At 61.7% G+C, this 15,594-nt stretch carries 16 protein-coding genes; 6 read left to right on the top strand and 10 right to left on the bottom strand.

Going from position 1 to position 15,594, the window contains the following annotated elements:
- Positions 1–15: 15 nt before the first annotated feature.
- A complete protein-coding gene (locus tag OKW20_RS15560) occupies positions 16–525 on the bottom strand; it encodes a peptide deformylase (RefSeq protein WP_429173384.1) in 510 nt (169 codons plus the stop codon).
- Between the two features lie 322 nt (positions 526–847).
- Here OKW20_RS15560 and mgtE point away from each other — a divergent pair, with 322 nt between their 5' ends.
- Together mgtE and OKW20_RS15550 are read left to right on the top strand one after the other, a co-directional pair.
- Positions 848–2,269, top strand: coding sequence for a magnesium transporter (gene mgtE, locus OKW20_RS15555; protein ID WP_043624851.1), 1,422 nt, complete (start codon positions 848–850; stop codon positions 2,267–2,269).
- A 44-nt stretch (positions 2,270–2,313) separates the two neighbouring features.
- On the top strand, positions 2,314–2,727 hold the full coding sequence (locus OKW20_RS15550; protein ID WP_043624847.1) for a MerR family transcriptional regulator: 414 nt from the start codon (positions 2,314–2,316) through the stop codon (positions 2,725–2,727).
- 76 nt (positions 2,728–2,803) lie between these two features.
- On the opposite strand, the gene OKW20_RS15545 is transcribed toward OKW20_RS15550, so the two are convergent.
- From OKW20_RS15545 to OKW20_RS15535, 3 genes are all read right to left on the bottom strand, one after another.
- Positions 2,804–3,277 carry a methyltransferase family protein gene (locus OKW20_RS15545; protein WP_043624844.1) on the bottom strand — a complete coding sequence of 158 codons (474 nt, stop codon included), beginning with the start codon at positions 3,275–3,277 and terminating at the stop codon, positions 2,804–2,806.
- A gap of 3 nt (positions 3,278–3,280) precedes the next feature.
- Positions 3,281–4,288 carry a heparan-alpha-glucosaminide N-acetyltransferase gene (locus OKW20_RS15540; RefSeq protein ID WP_429173381.1) on the bottom strand — a complete coding sequence of 336 codons (1,008 nt, stop codon included), beginning with the start codon at positions 4,286–4,288 and terminating at the stop codon, positions 3,281–3,283.
- Positions 4,289–4,418: 130 nt separating this feature from the next.
- Entirely contained in the window at positions 4,419–5,111 is a 693-nt protein-coding gene (locus tag OKW20_RS15535) for a DUF599 domain-containing protein (RefSeq protein WP_043624836.1), read from the bottom strand.
- Between the two features lie 738 nt (positions 5,112–5,849).
- Between OKW20_RS15535 and OKW20_RS15530 the strand changes: the two genes are divergently transcribed.
- Both OKW20_RS15530 and OKW20_RS15525 read left to right on the top strand, forming a co-directional pair.
- Positions 5,850–7,250 carry an L-serine ammonia-lyase gene (locus OKW20_RS15530; RefSeq protein WP_429173379.1) on the top strand — a complete coding sequence of 467 codons (1,401 nt, stop codon included), beginning with the start codon at positions 5,850–5,852 and terminating at the stop codon, positions 7,248–7,250.
- A 127-nt stretch (positions 7,251–7,377) separates the two neighbouring features.
- Complete coding sequence (locus OKW20_RS15525; protein WP_429173376.1) at positions 7,378–7,815, top strand: DUF1489 family protein; 438 nt, start codon at positions 7,378–7,380, stop codon at positions 7,813–7,815.
- A gap of 180 nt (positions 7,816–7,995) precedes the next feature.
- On the opposite strand, the gene OKW20_RS15520 is transcribed toward OKW20_RS15525, so the two are convergent.
- The 6 genes from OKW20_RS15520 to OKW20_RS15495 all read right to left on the bottom strand — a co-directional run bounded on the left by OKW20_RS15520 (position 7,996) and on the right by OKW20_RS15495 (position 13,738).
- Positions 7,996–8,265, bottom strand: coding sequence for a hypothetical protein (locus OKW20_RS15520; RefSeq protein ID WP_429173373.1), 270 nt, complete (start codon positions 8,263–8,265; stop codon positions 7,996–7,998).
- A 76-nt stretch (positions 8,266–8,341) separates the two neighbouring features.
- Positions 8,342–9,874: an SPOR domain-containing protein gene (locus OKW20_RS15515; protein ID WP_429173370.1), complete on the bottom strand. Its 1,533-nt coding sequence runs from the start codon at positions 9,872–9,874 to the stop codon at positions 8,342–8,344.
- Positions 9,875–10,055: 181 nt separating this feature from the next.
- On the bottom strand, positions 10,056–10,790 hold the full coding sequence (locus OKW20_RS15510; protein WP_429173367.1) for a hypothetical protein: 735 nt from the start codon (positions 10,788–10,790) through the stop codon (positions 10,056–10,058).
- A gap of 286 nt (positions 10,791–11,076) precedes the next feature.
- Positions 11,077–11,685, bottom strand: coding sequence for a transglutaminase-like cysteine peptidase (locus OKW20_RS15505; protein ID WP_043624822.1), 609 nt, complete (start codon positions 11,683–11,685; stop codon positions 11,077–11,079).
- A gap of 705 nt (positions 11,686–12,390) precedes the next feature.
- Positions 12,391–12,999 carry a PilZ domain-containing protein gene (locus OKW20_RS15500; RefSeq protein ID WP_192445963.1) on the bottom strand — a complete coding sequence of 203 codons (609 nt, stop codon included), beginning with the start codon at positions 12,997–12,999 and terminating at the stop codon, positions 12,391–12,393.
- 109 nt (positions 13,000–13,108) lie between these two features.
- Entirely contained in the window at positions 13,109–13,738 is a 630-nt protein-coding gene (locus OKW20_RS15495) for a PAS domain-containing protein (protein ID WP_246765049.1), read from the bottom strand.
- 367 nt (positions 13,739–14,105) lie between these two features.
- On the opposite strand from OKW20_RS15495, the gene OKW20_RS15490 reads away from it, so the two are divergent.
- Positions 14,106–14,837, top strand: a complete 732-nt coding sequence (locus OKW20_RS15490; protein ID WP_429118579.1) for a rhomboid family intramembrane serine protease — start codon at positions 14,106–14,108, stop codon at positions 14,835–14,837.
- Between the two features lie 262 nt (positions 14,838–15,099).
- Complete coding sequence (locus OKW20_RS15485) at positions 15,100–15,528, top strand: CBS domain-containing protein (protein ID WP_034795965.1); 429 nt, start codon at positions 15,100–15,102, stop codon at positions 15,526–15,528.
- The last annotated feature ends 66 nt before the right edge of the window (positions 15,529–15,594 follow it).

Genomic DNA, 15,594 nt, shown 5'->3' with positions numbered 1-15,594 from the left:
CAGGGAACCGGTGCGCTAACCGCGCGCCTGCTCCCTGGTCAGCTTTTCGAACTTCTTGATGGCGCGATCGCGCTTCAGGCGCGAGAGCCGTTGTGTCCAGAAGATGCCGTCGAGCTGGTCGATCTCGTGCTGCAGGCAGATGGCCATGAAGCCGTCGGCTTCCTCCTCGATCGTCTCGCCGCGAAGCGTCTGGTAGCGGACGCGAACGGCGTTCGGGCGCTCGACTTCCTCCAGGATGCCCGGCATCGATACGCTGCCTTCGGTGTGGGGCGCCTTCTCGTCGCTCTGCCAGATGATTTCCGGATTGACGAAGATCCTGGCGCCGCTTTCGCGATCGAGCTCGATCACCGTCACGCGCTCCAGGATGCCGATATGCGGCGCCGTGATGCCGACGCCGGGGGCGGCCCGCATCGTGTCGAGAAGGTCCGCGGCCAGCGCCTCGAGCGCCGGGTCGAACCGGGTGATCGTCTCCGCCTTCCGCGTCAGCAGCGGATTGGGAAAGCGGACAATGGGGCGAATGGCCATCAGATCTTCCTTGGCGACGCCAAATGCGTATTGCGCTGCCGATATCTCGACTGAAGTGCTAGCCGATCGCGCGAGCGATGTCGACTGTGTCGAGATGCAGCCGGTTTTTCATGTATTTGCAACAGCTTGAATAAATCTGTTGTTGCGGCTCGCCGGGTGGTATCTGTGCTGTGGACCTCGGCAGGGCTTTGCGCTAGCAGGCTGTAAGGCCCAAATTTCCGTCCATGGCGGCGGGTGAGGTCCAGGCAACCGTCAGTGGACGCATTCTTTCCGGCTTGCGAGGTGGGCGGCCGGGAAGCAGCAAATCGTTTCGAGGGCGCGCATGAGCAATACTGGCGACGAAGACCGCGGCTCGGAAGACGTCAAGGCCTTTGACGGCTCGGACATTTATGCCGACGACGGTTCTATCCGCTCCGATTTTCTCATGCATGTCGGCGCGGCAATCGCCGATCGCGATACGATCTACCTGCGCCAGCATGTCGCCGGCCTGCACTCGTCGGAAATGGGCGACCTGCTCGAGGCCATCCAGCCCGATCAGCGCCTTGCACTGGTTTCGCTGCTCGGCAAGGAGTTCGACCTTTCGGCGCTGACTGAGGTCGACGAGGCCATCCGTCTCGACATCGTCGAGCACATGCCGAACGAACAGATCGCCGAGGCCATCGGCGAGATGGATTCGGACGACGCGGTCTACATTCTGGAAGACCTGGACCAGGAAGACCAGGACGAGATCCTGGCGAAGTTGCCGTTTACCGAGCGGGTTCGCCTCCGCCGCTCGCTGGATTATCCCGAAAGCACGGCCGGTCGGCGCATGCAGACCGAGTTCGTGGCGGTGCCGCCGTTCTGGACCGTCGGTCAGACGATCGACTACATGCGCGAAGACGAGGACCTGCCCGAGAGTTTCACGCAGATCTTCGTGATCGACCCGACCTTCAAGCTGCTCGGCGCGATGGACCTTGACCGCATCCTCAGAACCAAGCGGTCGGTCAAGGTCGATGCGATCATGCACGACACCAGCCATGCCATTCCGGCCGAGATGGACCAGGAAGAGGCGGCCCAGCTGTTCGAGCAATACGACCTTCTTTCCGCGGCCGTGGTCGACGATAACGGCCGGCTTGTCGGCGTGCTCACCATCGACGACGTCGTCGACGTCATTCAGGAAGAAGCCGAAGAAGACTTGCTGCGCCTGAGCGGCGTCGGCGACGAAGAACTTTCGGACTCCGTCGGGGAGGCATCGCGCTCACGCGTGCCGTGGCTGTTCATCAATTCGATGACCGCCTGCATCTCCGCTTCGGTCATCGGCCTCTTCGACGCGACGATCCAGCAGATCGTGGCGCTCGCCATCCTGATGCCGATCGTTGCGGGCATGGGCGGCAATGCCGGTTCGCAGACGATGACTGTCACGGTGCGCGCGCTCGCAACGCGGGGCCTCGACATTCACAACGCCCCGCGCATCATCCGGCGTGAAGCCGGCGTCGGGCTGCTCAACGGCATGATCTTCGGCACGCTGATCGGTCTTCTTGCCGGTCTCTGGTTTCAGGACCCGAACATCGGCGGCATCATTGCGACTGCGATGCTGATCAACATGATGGCTGCCGCCCTTGGCGGCATCCTCGTGCCGCTCTGCCTCGATCGCTTCGGCGCCGACCCGGCGGTCTCTTCCGCCGTCTTCGTGACGGCCATTACCGATATCACCGGCTTCTTCAGCTTTCTCGGCATCGCCACCTGGTGGTTCCACGTTACGTAACGCGGCGCGTTGTTTGACTTTTACGTCAAGGTCAACGATAGTGCATGTGCAGGAACACATGGAATGGCAGCGTGAATAAATACTATAGCATCACCGAATTGACGCGGGAATTCGGCATTTCCACCCGAACGCTGCGCTTCTATGAGGACGAGGGCCTCATTCATCCGGAGCGCCGTGGCCGCACGCGCCTGTTCCGGCCGGCTGACCGGCGGCTCATCCAGGAGATCCTGCGCGGACGACGCATCGGCTTCACCATCGCCGAGATCCGTGAAATCATTCAGGTCTACAAGGACCCGCCTGGCGAGCTCGGCCAGCTTCAGCTGCTGATGTCGCGCGTCGAGGAAAAGCGCGAAGAGCTGCGCCAGAAGCGCAAGGACATCGACGATACCCTGACGGAACTCGACAATGTCGAGGAGGCATGCCTGACGCGACTGGCCGAAATCGGCGTCGGCACCTGAAGGTTCGCTGGTTTATCTCTGGATATTTTGAAGGGTAGCGTTCGCGCTGCCCTTTTTGCTGCGCGTAGTCCCGCGCTCAGATCCAGCGGCTGGTGTGTCGGCAGTAGCGCTCGAACTCGAAACCGAAGCGCGACAGCAGGTGTCGCTCCTCGTTGCGGATGGCAAGGAGCGTCGTCAGCATGACCGCTGTGATCGCCGTGATGAAGAACCAGGGATTGAGCGTCGCCAGACCAAAGCCGATCATCATCAAGGTGTAGCCGAGATAAATCGGGTTGCGGGTGAAGCGGAACGGCCCGTAGGTGACGAGGCAGGTTGCCGACCGAGAGGGAAGGACGGCGGTGTGGCGGTCGAGCAGCGTCTTGACCGCCCAGAGATCGAGCCAGACGGCGACGACCATCAGGATGCCGCCGCTGATCCAGGGAAACCAACCGTGGCCATGGGCGACGGGAATGGGAAAATGTCGCGCCAGGATGAGCGCCGCAAGAGTGGCGACCCCATAGAGCAGGGCCGGCCATGGGAAGTTCAGCGGCTTGGCACGATAGGCATTCATGTCCTAGTCCCCTGATTGCACGTTCATTGTGCATTGCTGTGCGATTCGCGCAATGCGTTCATCGGTGCTGACGTTGATCTCTCCCCTGTTCAGACTGTCGAACAGGTTCTGTTCCACCAGACGGTCGAGAGTGCAGCCGCAGAAGCTGTCGCACGGCACAGCCGGATTGCCCTGGTTGCAGGCCGCAACGCAATTGCTGCGATAGGCTTCCTTGGGATCCGGCAGTGTCGGCGGAGAGAGCAGCGAGAAGAGATAGACCAGTCCGATGAGCACGGGCTGGTGAATGAGGTATATGGCCAGACTGTGACGGCTGCCGAAGACGAGGGCCGTCATCCACAGGCGCCCCTTGCCATCTGTGGAAGCCCGGCTTGCGAGCGCGGACACCAGGCGCGTGTGGAAGAGCTTGGCGGTACCCAGGCCGAGCAGGAACGGCCCGAGCCACGGCAACAGCGGCACGTAGTCGTTGGAGCGCGGTAGCGTTTCCGACAGGCCGACCCACCAGAGCCAGGGGGCATCGAAGATCGGTGACCGCAGATAGAACGGGGCTGCGATGGCGGCCGCTGCTGCGACGAAGGAAACGACGGCAGGAAGCCTGAGGAAGATCAGGCCGACCAGGCTTGCTGCGGCGATCGCATGCAGGATGCCGAAGAAGATGAACGTGTCCGGGAAGGCGAAATAGGTGGCAATCGTGATCAGCGCTGCGGCGCCGGCAATCTTGGCGAAACGGCGCAGGAACGCGTCGATGCGGATCGTCGGCCATTGCCCGAGCACGAGGCTGTAGCCGGCAAGAAACAGGAAGCTGCTGGCAATCAGCCGCGCAAAGATCTTCCAGCCGCCGGTGCCGGCGGTACCTGCCGCGACATAGCCGAAGAACTCGAGGTCCCAGACGAAGTGATAGGTCGCCATGGCAAGCAGCGCCACACCGCGCGCGACATCGATGAAGGCGAGCCGCCTGCCTGTCGGTTTCGCGGGGGTCTCTGCTGCCGGTGCGGTCACATGAATATCGGACATGGGCATTCGCCATCCTGTTGGCGTGAGGAAGAGTGGCAGGCCTGGCTTGCGCCAGGCACGCGTCCTTGATTGCTGATGGAACGTTGTGGCTGCAAGTCGCCGCCGTTCGGCGCGCCGGGCGCGCGGATCGTCAGGGTGTCGCGTCCTGGAGGAGCGCCGACCGCGCTTCCGAGAAGAACTGTCTGCGGGTCAAGACGAAGATGACGAAGACGGTGAGCGCCACGAACACATACGGACTGATGAACCAGCCGAGATAGCCGATCGACAGGAAGATCGCCCGGAGACCGGCGTTGAAATGCTTGGCGGCGAGCACGTTCATGCGGATCGCCCGCTCGGCTGCCTTTTCCGCCGCGTGTCGATCCCGCTGCATGTCGGCAGTCATCGGGATGCCGCCCATCAGGATCGAGCAATAGTTGAACAGCCGGTAGGACCAGCCGAACTTGAAGAAGGAGTAGCCGAACAGGCAGGTGAGGCCGCCGACCTTCAGTTCGAAGGCCGTGCGCCCGCCATGGAAGACATAGGGCATGTCGGCAAAGATCATCTGCGCCTGTTCGGTCGCGCCGAGCAGCGCGAAGCAGCCGCCGAGCGCGAAGATGGTGGTCGAGGCGAAGAAGGCGGTGCCGGCCTGCAATCCCGCGATGATCTGCGTGTCGATCATCTTCAGGTCGCGGTTGAGAGAATTGCGGATCCAGCGGCCGCGATGCTCGTTCATGAGACGGGTGAGACTCACGCGCTTGAAGCCGCGGGTGCCATCGGTCGCCCAGCTGAAACCCGCCCAAAGCAGGATAAACACGACAAGTGCTATGTAATCTTCGAAGGTCATACACGTGTTTTTGGCATGGCTTTTGGAAATTGCAAGGTGGCCGGGGCGGCGTCTGAATCGGCGACGCGTCAACTACTGTGATGAAAATGCGGCGGAATTTCTCTTCGCCTCTGCCGGGGAATTGAGGGGTTTTCACCAGGATCGTGTGGAGGAGCGCCGAAGCGGGACACTTTTCCGCCACATTCCCCCATTGCGCATTTACGCTTTCTTCAATATGCATGGCCCCAGACGCGGGCGCCTACTGTGCTGCCCGCGGCCGTTGAGAGTGTTTCGGAGACATCATGGACAATACAATTCAGAAGTCTTGCTGGGGCGTGACTGCTCGCGCCGTAGCTGGTTTCGCTGGCGTTCTTGTTCTTGCTTATCTTTTCGGCGGCCTTTGATATCTAGTTTCTAGACAAGTCCACTGATTGACGGCGCGGCTTCCCAAGAGCCGCGCCGTTTTTGATTCCGGGGTACGGCTCGCTGGAACATACGCGGGCGACGATGTCGCATGGATGCGATCGAATGTCGGTTGACCGCCTGAGCGCCGGCCATGGGATCGCTTAGGCTTCGTTCCTATATCTGCTGGTGAATGTCCTTAAATCGGCACCGATCTGAGGATAAAATCGTTCAGTGAATATGAGGATACGGCGCCGGTTCGCATGGACCATGAAGCGTGGTATCGAGGCAATCGTGAATGCGGCGGCGGGCGATCATGCCCGTGCGTCGCGGGTCAGTCTCCGGGGCAGGCAGCTTATGTTTCTTTCCGTCTTCGACGTGTTCAAGATTGGTATCGGGCCTTCGAGCTCGCATACGATGGGGCCGATGTCGGCCGCCAATCGCTTTCTCGATCTCATCCTTTCCGATGATTGGCCGCGTCCGTCCCACGCCACCGTCGCCGCGATGAAGGTGAGCCTGCATGGTTCGCTCGCCCATACCGGCATCGGCCATGGAACGGGCAGGGCGGTGATCCTCGGCCTGGTCGGCGAACGCCCGGATCTCGTCGATCCGGACCGCATGGATGCCCTGATCGACGAAGTCGAACGCACAGGCCGCATTACGCCGCCGGGCCATCCGTCCTACGAATTCCAGCCGAAGACCGATCTGATCTTCGACAAGAAGGTGCCGCTCCCAGGCCATGCCAACGGCATGTCGTTTTCCGCCTTCGACCGTGACGGCCGGCTGCTGTTGAAGCGGATCTACTATTCGATCGGCGGCGGCTTCGTCGTGACCGACACGGAACTGGAGGCCATGCGCGCCTCGAAGAACAAGGCGACGGGCGTCAAGGTGCCGTTTCCGTTCTCCTCGGCACAGCAAATGCTGGATATGTCTGCGCGCTCCGGCCTGACGATCGCGCAGATGAAGCGGGCGAACGAAGAGGCGACGATGTCGCCGGACGAACTGAACGCCGGGCTCGACCGCATCTGGGGCGCGATGAGCAATTGCATCGACAGGGGCTTGAGCCAGGACGGCATCATGCCCGGCGGCCTGAAGGTTCGCCGACGCGCCCGTTCGATCCACGACAAGCTGCAGGAAGAGTGGCGTTCCAACAAGGCCAATCCGCTGCTCGCCAACGACTGGCTGAGCGTTTACGCGATGGCGGTCAACGAGGAGAACGCGGCCGGCGGCCGCGTCGTCACCTCGCCCACCAACGGTGCCGCAGGCGTGGTGCCGGCGACGATCCGCTATTATATGCATTTCCATGACGACGCCGACCAGGAAGGCATTCGCGACTATCTGCTGACGGCTGCCGCGATCGGCGGCATCATCAAGCACAATGCCTCGATTTCCGGCGCCGAGGTCGGCTGTCAGGGCGAGGTCGGCTCGGCGTCCGCGATGGCGGCGGCGGGCCTTGCCGCCGTCATGGGCGGCACGCCCGAGCAGATCGAAAATGCCGCCGAGATCGCGCTCGAGCATCACCTCGGCATGACCTGCGATCCCGTCGCGGGCCTCGTGCAGGTGCCCTGCATCGAACGCAATGCGCTTGGAGCGGTCAAGGCGGTAACGGCTGCTTCCCTGGCGCTCAAGGGTGACGGCAAGCATTTCGTGCCGCTCGACGCCTGCATCGAGACGATGCGGCAGACGGGCGTCGACATGAACGAGAAGTACAAGGAAACATCGACCGGCGGTCTAGCGGTCAACGTCGTCGAATGTTGAGACCTGCAAGCTTGCGGGCCTCGTGAAGCCCGAACGTCGGTGTATCGACCGGGCGTGTTGCGGTGATTGTGGATGAACGACGTCTGGCCGCTTGACCGCAACGGCCCGACGGGTGTTCAAAAAAACCATGTCTCTACATCTCATAAAGCTCTGTGTCGGAGCGGAATCGATCGAGGATCTGCGCGAATGGGTTTCGCGCAAGGCAATGGCTGCCATGGCCGCTGGCCTGGAACCACATTCGTTCCACACGACGCGCATGGTGCCCAAGCGCGTGGAGGAGTTGCTGGAAGGCGGTTCGCTCTACTGGGTAATCAAGGGCAGCGTGCAGGCGCGCCAGTCGCTCATCGGCATCGAGACCTTTACCGACGGCGAAGGCATCGGCCGCTGCAATCTGCTGCTGGGTCCGGAAGTGGTCGAGACGGAACTGCAGCCGCGCCGTGCGTTCCAGGGCTGGCGTTACCTGACCGACAAGGACGCCCCGCGCGACCTGGCGTCGCTCTCGGGCAGCGGTTCCGAGATGCCGCTCGAATTGCGGCGCGAACTGGCGGAACTCGGACTTCTCTAAAATTCCTGTGCCATGGGTATTTTGCTGAGCGCTTTACGATCGTTCGGCAACCAGCGTGTTCCTTGAAAGTAGTGCCCGCTTCCGCACTTTACCGTGCGCGAAGCGGCTTCACCGAGGCCGCACCATCATCCAGCCAGAAAGCAAAAAGGCGGCCGTAGCCGCCTTTCGAACTGTGGATGTTCAGGTGATCCGCATCTTCAGCGGATGGCGCCGGTTCGGCGCCGTCACGTGAAGGTGGATACCGGCGCGTGGCTGCGCCGAACGCCAGGCACGCGCCCCGTGCGTCAAGAGCATGCCGACGAGATCGCGTGTCTTGGCCTTCGATCGATTGAGGCCGAGATCGGCGATGCGCATGGCCGCCTCGTGCAGGGGGTGCAGATTGATGCGCGACGGTTTAGCCCGTCGCCCCGGCAGCGGGGTGACACCCGGAACGTTCTCGTTCATTGCCATGTTTAACCTCGTTACGCTGTACAAATCCGAGGAAGGCGGCCGAAAAACAAACACATCCGGCCGCCAAATTTCGTCGTTACTGCTGGCTGGCCCAGCAGGAGATGCCTTTCTTCTTCAAGGCCTTGCAGGCGTTGACTGCGGAATTCTGGTCGTCGAAGCCGCCGAAGCGGGCGCGGTACACCTGGCCGAAGGCAACGGTGAACGGCTGGGCGTTGCGAAGTGCCTTGCCGCCCTTGTCCTTGGCGTTGCCGAGCAGCGTCATGGCCTGGTCCTTGTCCGGCGTGGCACCGATCTGGATCACCCAGCCCTGCGGCTGTGCCGGCATCGGCTCGGCCTTTGCGACTTCGGCGGGCTCTGCCTTGGCGGCAGCCTCTGCCTTCTTCGGCACGGAATGGGTGATCTGCGTGTCGACCATGGCCGCGGTCGCAGGCTGGCGAAGCTTCAGGCTCTGTGCGTCGAGCGTGTTGGGAACGATCTTCGGGGAAAGGACAGGGTTGTCCGATGCGCGCTTGTTGCCGGCATAGGCCATCTGCACGCTGCTGGCGCTTTCACCATTGTAGCGGAAGTCCGGAACGGGACCGGTGTTGGGCAGGTCGTGGCCCGTGGCGACGGCCGCGACGACCGGCGTCTCGGCAACGGGCGCTGCGGCTGCAACCTGGGTCTCTTCTGCCGGAACCGGAGCCGGCTTCGTCTCGGCAATCAGGTTGCCGTTGCCGCGACGCGACGCGTCCGGCATGTACTTCGCGACCAGGCGGCGCATCTGCGCATCGCGGCTCGCGCCCGAGGTGCCGCCCATGACGACGGCGACGATGCTGCGACCGTCAATCTGGGCCGAGGTCACGAGATTGAAGCCGGAGGCGCGGGTGTAGCCGGTCTTGATGCCGTCGACGCCGCGCACATTGCCGAGCAGGCGGTTGTGGTTGCCGATGGTCTGCTTGCCGAAGCGGAAGCTGCGCGTGGAGAAGTAGTCGTAATACTGCGGGAAATGCTGGCGAAGCGCGAGACCGAGGCGGGCCTGGTCGCGAGCGGTCGTGCGCTGTTCCGGATTGGGCAGGCCGTTGGCGTTGCGGTAGGTCGTGCGCGTCATGCCGAGCGCGCGCGCCTTGTTCGTCATCATGCGGGCGAAGCGCTGCTCGGAGCCGCCGAGATACTCGCCAAGTGCCGTGGAGGCGTCGTTGGCCGACCGGGTGACGAGCGAAAGGATCGCCTGTTCGACGGTGATCGACTGGCCGGCGCGCACGCCGAGCTTCGACGGCGGCTCCGCGGACGCATTTTTCGAGAAGGGAATCTGCGTGGACTTGCTGATCCGACCGGCTTCGAGCGCCTCGAAGGTGAGGTAGAGCGTCATCATCTTGGTGAGAGACGCCGGATAGCGCAGTTCGTCGGCATCCTCGCCATAGAGGATCTTGCCGGTCTTGGCATCGACGACGATGCCCGAATATTTGGGATTGGCGTAGGTCGACGCCGCAAAGCCGGGCAACACAAAGGCGACCGAGGCAATGGTGCCTGCCAGGACGACCCGCTTTACCATCTTTGAAAGAGCGCCGAACGGGCGCTTCGCGAGATCAAAAAAACCGGTTTGGGACACTACGCTGCTCTTTATTCTCATGTCATGGGGTTGTCCGGACGCCGCCTCCGGGAACGACCGTTCTCGAGACAGTATCGGCATAGCGTTACCAATCGGTTTATGATGAATGATTGGTTTCCGGAATCGGACGCATTCGTACAAAGACAATTCCGGTGTAGCGCAATGGCGCGGCGACTGCCTCGACCACATCAGTTGGACGAAATCAGGGCACGATTCGGCTTTTGATGAAAGCCGTTATCGCGTCGTCGATCTCCTTCCACCGTGGCAGCAGTTTATTGGCGAAGCGGTAGAGCACCACGAGGTCCTTGCCGGCATGAATGTCGCGCTGGCAGTCGGCGCTCGTCGATATGGTTTGCGCGTCGGATTTCAGGCAGCGCACCACGTAGGGCGCCTGGCCTGTCCGCTCCGCAGTATAGAAGGCTTCGCCCGCATAGCTGGAGGCAGCTTTGGTCGCGTGCAACTGTAGTCCGTTCGGCCCGGGGGACGGAGCGCCGTCGAAGACTTGCGTGTAGATCGGCTCCAGCCGGCCCGACATGTCGCGGGACATGGTGCTTTGCGAAATCTGCAGGAAGATCAGATTTTCAGGTGCGTCGACGTCGTTGAAGAGGTCGCGGTTTTCGTCGCTGTAACCTTCGAGGCCCGGCCATGTCAGGTAGACGTCGACACGCCCGACGATCGAAGTGGCACGTTGCGCCTCGAAGCGGATCATGTTCGCCGGCAGCCGCAGGTGATCCTGCCCGATGAAGATATCGTAGGTCTCGCGGCTCGCAGTGTGGCCGGCGAGAGCAAGGTTTTCGCCGAACCATCTTCCCGCGAAGGCGATTGCCGCCGTCAGTCCGGCAAGTACAACGACGATCGCCGTCACCCGATAGACGAAACGGGGGGAGAGAAGTGGCCGGAGTTCCGGTTCGTCTATCCCGTTTGGAGAGTTGCTCATCGTGGCCGTCCCGTCGCGTTGGCCGCGCCCAAGTCGAGTGTCGACCCCTTGGCTCGTGGCAGGCCGAACTGTGGCGGAGGCCGCTTGCCCGACGCTGGTCGAAGACGGTTAACTTTCGATGAATGCCCAATGCCTGCAGTTACCCGGGGAGGTGAGGCTGCATAAAAAAAACGGCCGGTTCCGAGGGACACGGAACCGGCCGAGGCTCGGTCTGGACGGGGAAAGTGACTGACCGAGGCCCGTTGGGAGGCGTCCGCCGGGTGGCGGTCTGCCTGTGTTTCGGATCTTACTGTGTGCGAACGCTGCCGACGGCGACGGTGCGGCCGTCCTGAAGCTTGACCCAGCGGCCGGAATGTTCGGTCGATTGGCGCTTGAGGTAGGTGTATTCGGTATCCGACCACAGCAGAACCTTGTTGCGCATGTTGTCGAGGATGAAGTCACCGCGGTCGGTGCGAACGGTAAGGACGGCATGGCCGTCGCCATTCGGCTGCAGCACGACGGTGATCAAGAGGTCGGATGCGGAGAAGCCGCTTTCGATCAGCTTGCGGCGCTTCAGGAGGACGTAGTCTTCACAATCGCCGACGGTTTCCGGATAGGACCACTTCTCTTCGACGCCATGGATTTCCATGTCGGTCATCGGGGTGATCGCCTGGTTGACGTCGTAGTTGATCTCGAGAATTTTCTGCCAGCCTTCGCGGGTCAGCACCATCGGGCCGCGATCCTTGCCGTTGGAGGTGCACTCCGACGCATAGATCTTGCAGAACTCGTAGTGGCCGATCGGCGGGTTGGTGGAGCCGGTCACGACCATGTTGGCCGTAAGAGCCTGGGCCGTGCCGAAAAGGCCGCCGGTGAAAAGGACCGCAATCGCGATCAGCTTGGTGATTGTCTTGAGCATGATTGTCTCCCCGTTATGGTTCGACAATGGCACGGACGTTTTTATCGCTCGCGAACTTGCGAGCTAAAAACAAGTACAAATGAAAGTCGTATAAGAATAAAACAAGAATAGAATTTTATTTGTATTTGAATCGTATTTGAATCAAATTTTATCTATTTCAGCTTCCTTCGCAGATGGAGATGTAATTTGTTAAGTAATCAACCATCTGTATTTACTTGGTTTTATGAGGGGAAGGCCGTCGGGTTTTGCAAAAGTCGCGGTGCGGGCGCGGCGGGAAACGCGGATTTTCCGTGTCAGCCCACGGCTCTTCCGGAGACTTTTGACTTGAAATATGCGTTTTCGCTGGAATTCTGCCGGAAAAAATATTTGCAGACGGCGAATGCGTTTGCGTGTTGCGCCGCACCTGTCTCGAAATGATCCAGGCGCAGGCGCAGGCGCGGCGTGTCGCTGCCTGCGAAAACCGCTCCGGTTGTCGCCGCTCATCCTGTGCGTTCGGGCTACGCGGCCGTAGGGCTAAGTGAGTGCGCTTCTGGCACGTTCGCTCGGGCGCGGTCGGGCGGAGCGCGTTGATGCAGGAGCGGGGGCGTTGCTGCACAAGAGAAGCACGAACACGGCTTCAGGCCGGGTGCATGGATGGCGGGACGGTCGGGCTATGAGCCTTGCCCCATGCAAGGCGATCGGGCGACGAACGGCGCAGGCGCGCGGTTAGAGGAATTCGGTCAGCGCTTCACGGGACTGGATACCCGAGAACTCGATGGCGCAGCCTTCCTGGAAGTGACGGACGATCCGACCCTTCATGTTGCCGAGGAGAATGGCGGTGCCGATCGGCGGGCGGTTCTCGATGTCGACGGCGGCACCGGACAGCGAAAGGTCGATGATGCGGCACGGGAACTTCTCGCCGGTGTCGAGCGTCAATTCGGTCACCGTCTTGCGCGGCGCAAGGCGATCGTGGCGGCGGTCTTCCGGCAGGCCGAGCTCGTGCTTGTTGGCGATCCAGGTGAGCTGGGCCGCGAGCTTCTCGCGCTTGCGCTCGGTCGCGTTGAGCTGGATGACGAAAGCGCCGTCGGCGATGCGCGACACGGTCCCTTCGAGACGCCCGACATGATCGACATAGGCGATGATGCGTTCGCCGGCGCGCGGCTGGGCCGGCGAGGAAAGCAGGACGTCGCCGGGCGACATGTCGATGGCCGTGCACTCGAACTCGTCATGATTGGCAAGCATCAGCCGCCCCGCCAGATTCACGGAAACGCGCTGGAACGCACCTTCGTGGTGCGGTTTCGGAGCGGTATTCTGTGCGTGCTGAAACGAGAACATGATGACTCTGTGGCGACATAGCTTGGCTGGCGGAGATTAGCCTTTTCAAGTTAATAGAAGGTTCGTCCTCCGGTTGGTCCAGGGCGTCATCTCGGCACAGCGCTCCGGATCAGTCGCGGCGGCCGCCTTCGAGAATGCGGAGATGCCCGAACTGGCGGAATTCGCTCGAAAATGCGCCCGCGGCCGGCGATTTTGCAACGGTACCGCTCGGTTGCTGGGCTTCCTCTTCGCGAAAGACGGCGGTGCGGTCGGGGTCGAGAACCTTCATGCCCGTCGCGTCGAGACACTCGATCGCGGTTGCATGCAACCAATACGGGCGAGATAGCGGTGAGAGGGCGCCAAGGACCCGGTCGCTTTCTCCTTCGCTGGAAGCCAGCGGCAAGAGCAGGGTTTCGATGTCTACCTCCCGCGCGTCGGCGGTGCGGCCCTTGGCCGAAAGCACCAGCGGCACACGGTGCGTCATGACCTGGCCGGTGATGCGGTGCGTTTTCGCCGCCTGGCTTCCGAGCCAAAGCATACCGAATTGCCGCCCGCGCAGCTCCTGGCCGAAGAGGGCGCACACCTGGGTTCCCGCCAGGCGAAACGAGATGCCGGCATTGCGGTCGCGCTCGAGAATGAACAGGTTCGGCAGCAGCATTCTGATATCCGAGGGTTCAAGCTCGTCGCGGCGCGGAAGCTCGCGCTTCCCGCGAATGGTGTTCCAGTATCGGAAAAGCTCCGTCGTCGTATTGCTGCGCATCGCTTCGTTCATTCCATTCCTGCGGCCCGGTGTGTCCCGGTTCGGGACATCTTCGGCCGTGCATTGCGGTTCTGAGGATTAAGGAGCGAAAACCGTGCCAGCCGGAAATTAAGGTTAACAAACGGTTTCCGTTGCAGTGGGCCGCCGCAACTGGCAGGGGAGGACATCACTTTACGAAGCGTTGTCTTCGGCACTTGAACTGGAGCTCGGATCTGAGCTTGGCGACCGTTCAGTTTTTGCTGGACGGTCTTTTTTTGTTTGCTTATGGCTGGTCGCCCCAATTCCAGTCCTAATTCCGGCGATGCCATGCCATCGCCGCGATCGAGCAGGAATGTGTGGACCGCATTGAGAGGAGAGAGCAGCAACCATGGAACGAGATCAGACGGCGACGCCACCGGAAGCAGAGCGCGAGAGCGCCGCGAGCCCGGCGCGCGAGCCGGCCTTTAATCTGCCGGCGGGGCTGACTTTCATCCTGCTGATTCTGATCGCAATCCATGTTCTGCGAACCTACGTGCTGCCGCCGGCGATCGATCAGGAGATCATCTTCAATTTCGCCTTTCTCCCGGCGCGCTACGATCACCCATTGGCCGAACAGGGGCTTGCCTGGCTGTGGAGCCCCGTCACCTATTCCTTCCTGCATGGAAGCTGGGAGCATCTGATCTTCAACATCTTCTGGATGGTTGCCTTCGGTGCGCCGGTGGTGCGGCGGATCGGCATGGGGCGCCTCGCCGTGTTCTGGTGCCTTTCGGCGGCGGCCGCCGTCGCGCTGCATACGGTCTTTCACTGGGGGGAAATGATTGTCGTCGTCGGCGCTTCTGGCGTGGTGTCCGGATTCATGGGCGCTGCCGCACGCTTCGTCTTCTCGCCGAGCGGACGCATCAGCCGGCAGTTTGCCCATCTCAATCGCCGGCTCGACGTCGGTGAGGCGCTGGCCAACCGCTCGGTCGTGGTCTTCGCCGGCATCTGGTTTCTGACCAACTTCCTGATCGGCCTTGGCATGTTTACCCCGGGCGCGGCGGGCAGCGTCGCCTGGGAAGCGCATATCGGCGGCTTCCTCTTCGGCTTTCTGCTGTTCAGCCTTTTCGATCCGCGCGACTGACGGAGCGAAAGATCGGCGGACGGCGCTTGTGAGCGCTTGATTTCCCCAAGGCGCTGGCGCACCATTTGTTACGGTCGCCCGTGATCGAAAGACAGGGCGGCCCGTGTAGGCCGGGTATCGAATGCCATCCGCGTCTGAGGAGCACGCGCGACGGCTTTCGCAAGCGGCCAGGGTACAGGTTCCATCGCCCGACCGTACCGCACGTGAGATGGCTGGACCTTTCCCCTGCCGACCCGGTGTTGTCGCAACGGGAGATGTGCGCATGTCAGTAAAAGCCATACTCGATGAAAAGGGCCGGAATGTCGTAACGGTCGGCCCTCAGATGACAGTCCAACAGGCTGCCATCCTTTTGCGTGACAATCATATCGGTGCGGTCGTCATCCTCGACGCGGACGATCAGATCGCAGGCATCCTCACCGAGCGCGACATCGTCGCGGCGATTGCCAAGCAGGGCTCGACCTGTCTCGAAAGACCGGTAGCAGCGGTCATGTGGCAGAATGTCTACTGCTGCACCGAGGATATGTCCGTGCAGACCCTGATGGAAATGATGAGCAAGCTCAGGGCCCGTCACTTGCCGGTCGAAAGAAATGGCCAACTCGCCGGCATCGTCTCGATCGGCGACGTGATCAAGCATCACATCCGCGCCATCGAGCACGAGACCGAACAGATCAAGGCCTATATCGCTGGCTGACGGGAAAGGGCGGCATTCCGCCGCCCTCTTAATCCCCTGGGGGCCGCGAGGCACCCTTGTGTTCAT

This window comes from Ensifer sp. LBL, from assembly GCF_050435225.1.
Taxonomy (GTDB): domain Bacteria; phylum Pseudomonadota; class Alphaproteobacteria; order Rhizobiales; family Rhizobiaceae; genus Ensifer.
This window is presented reverse-complemented; position numbering and strand designations above follow the sequence as displayed.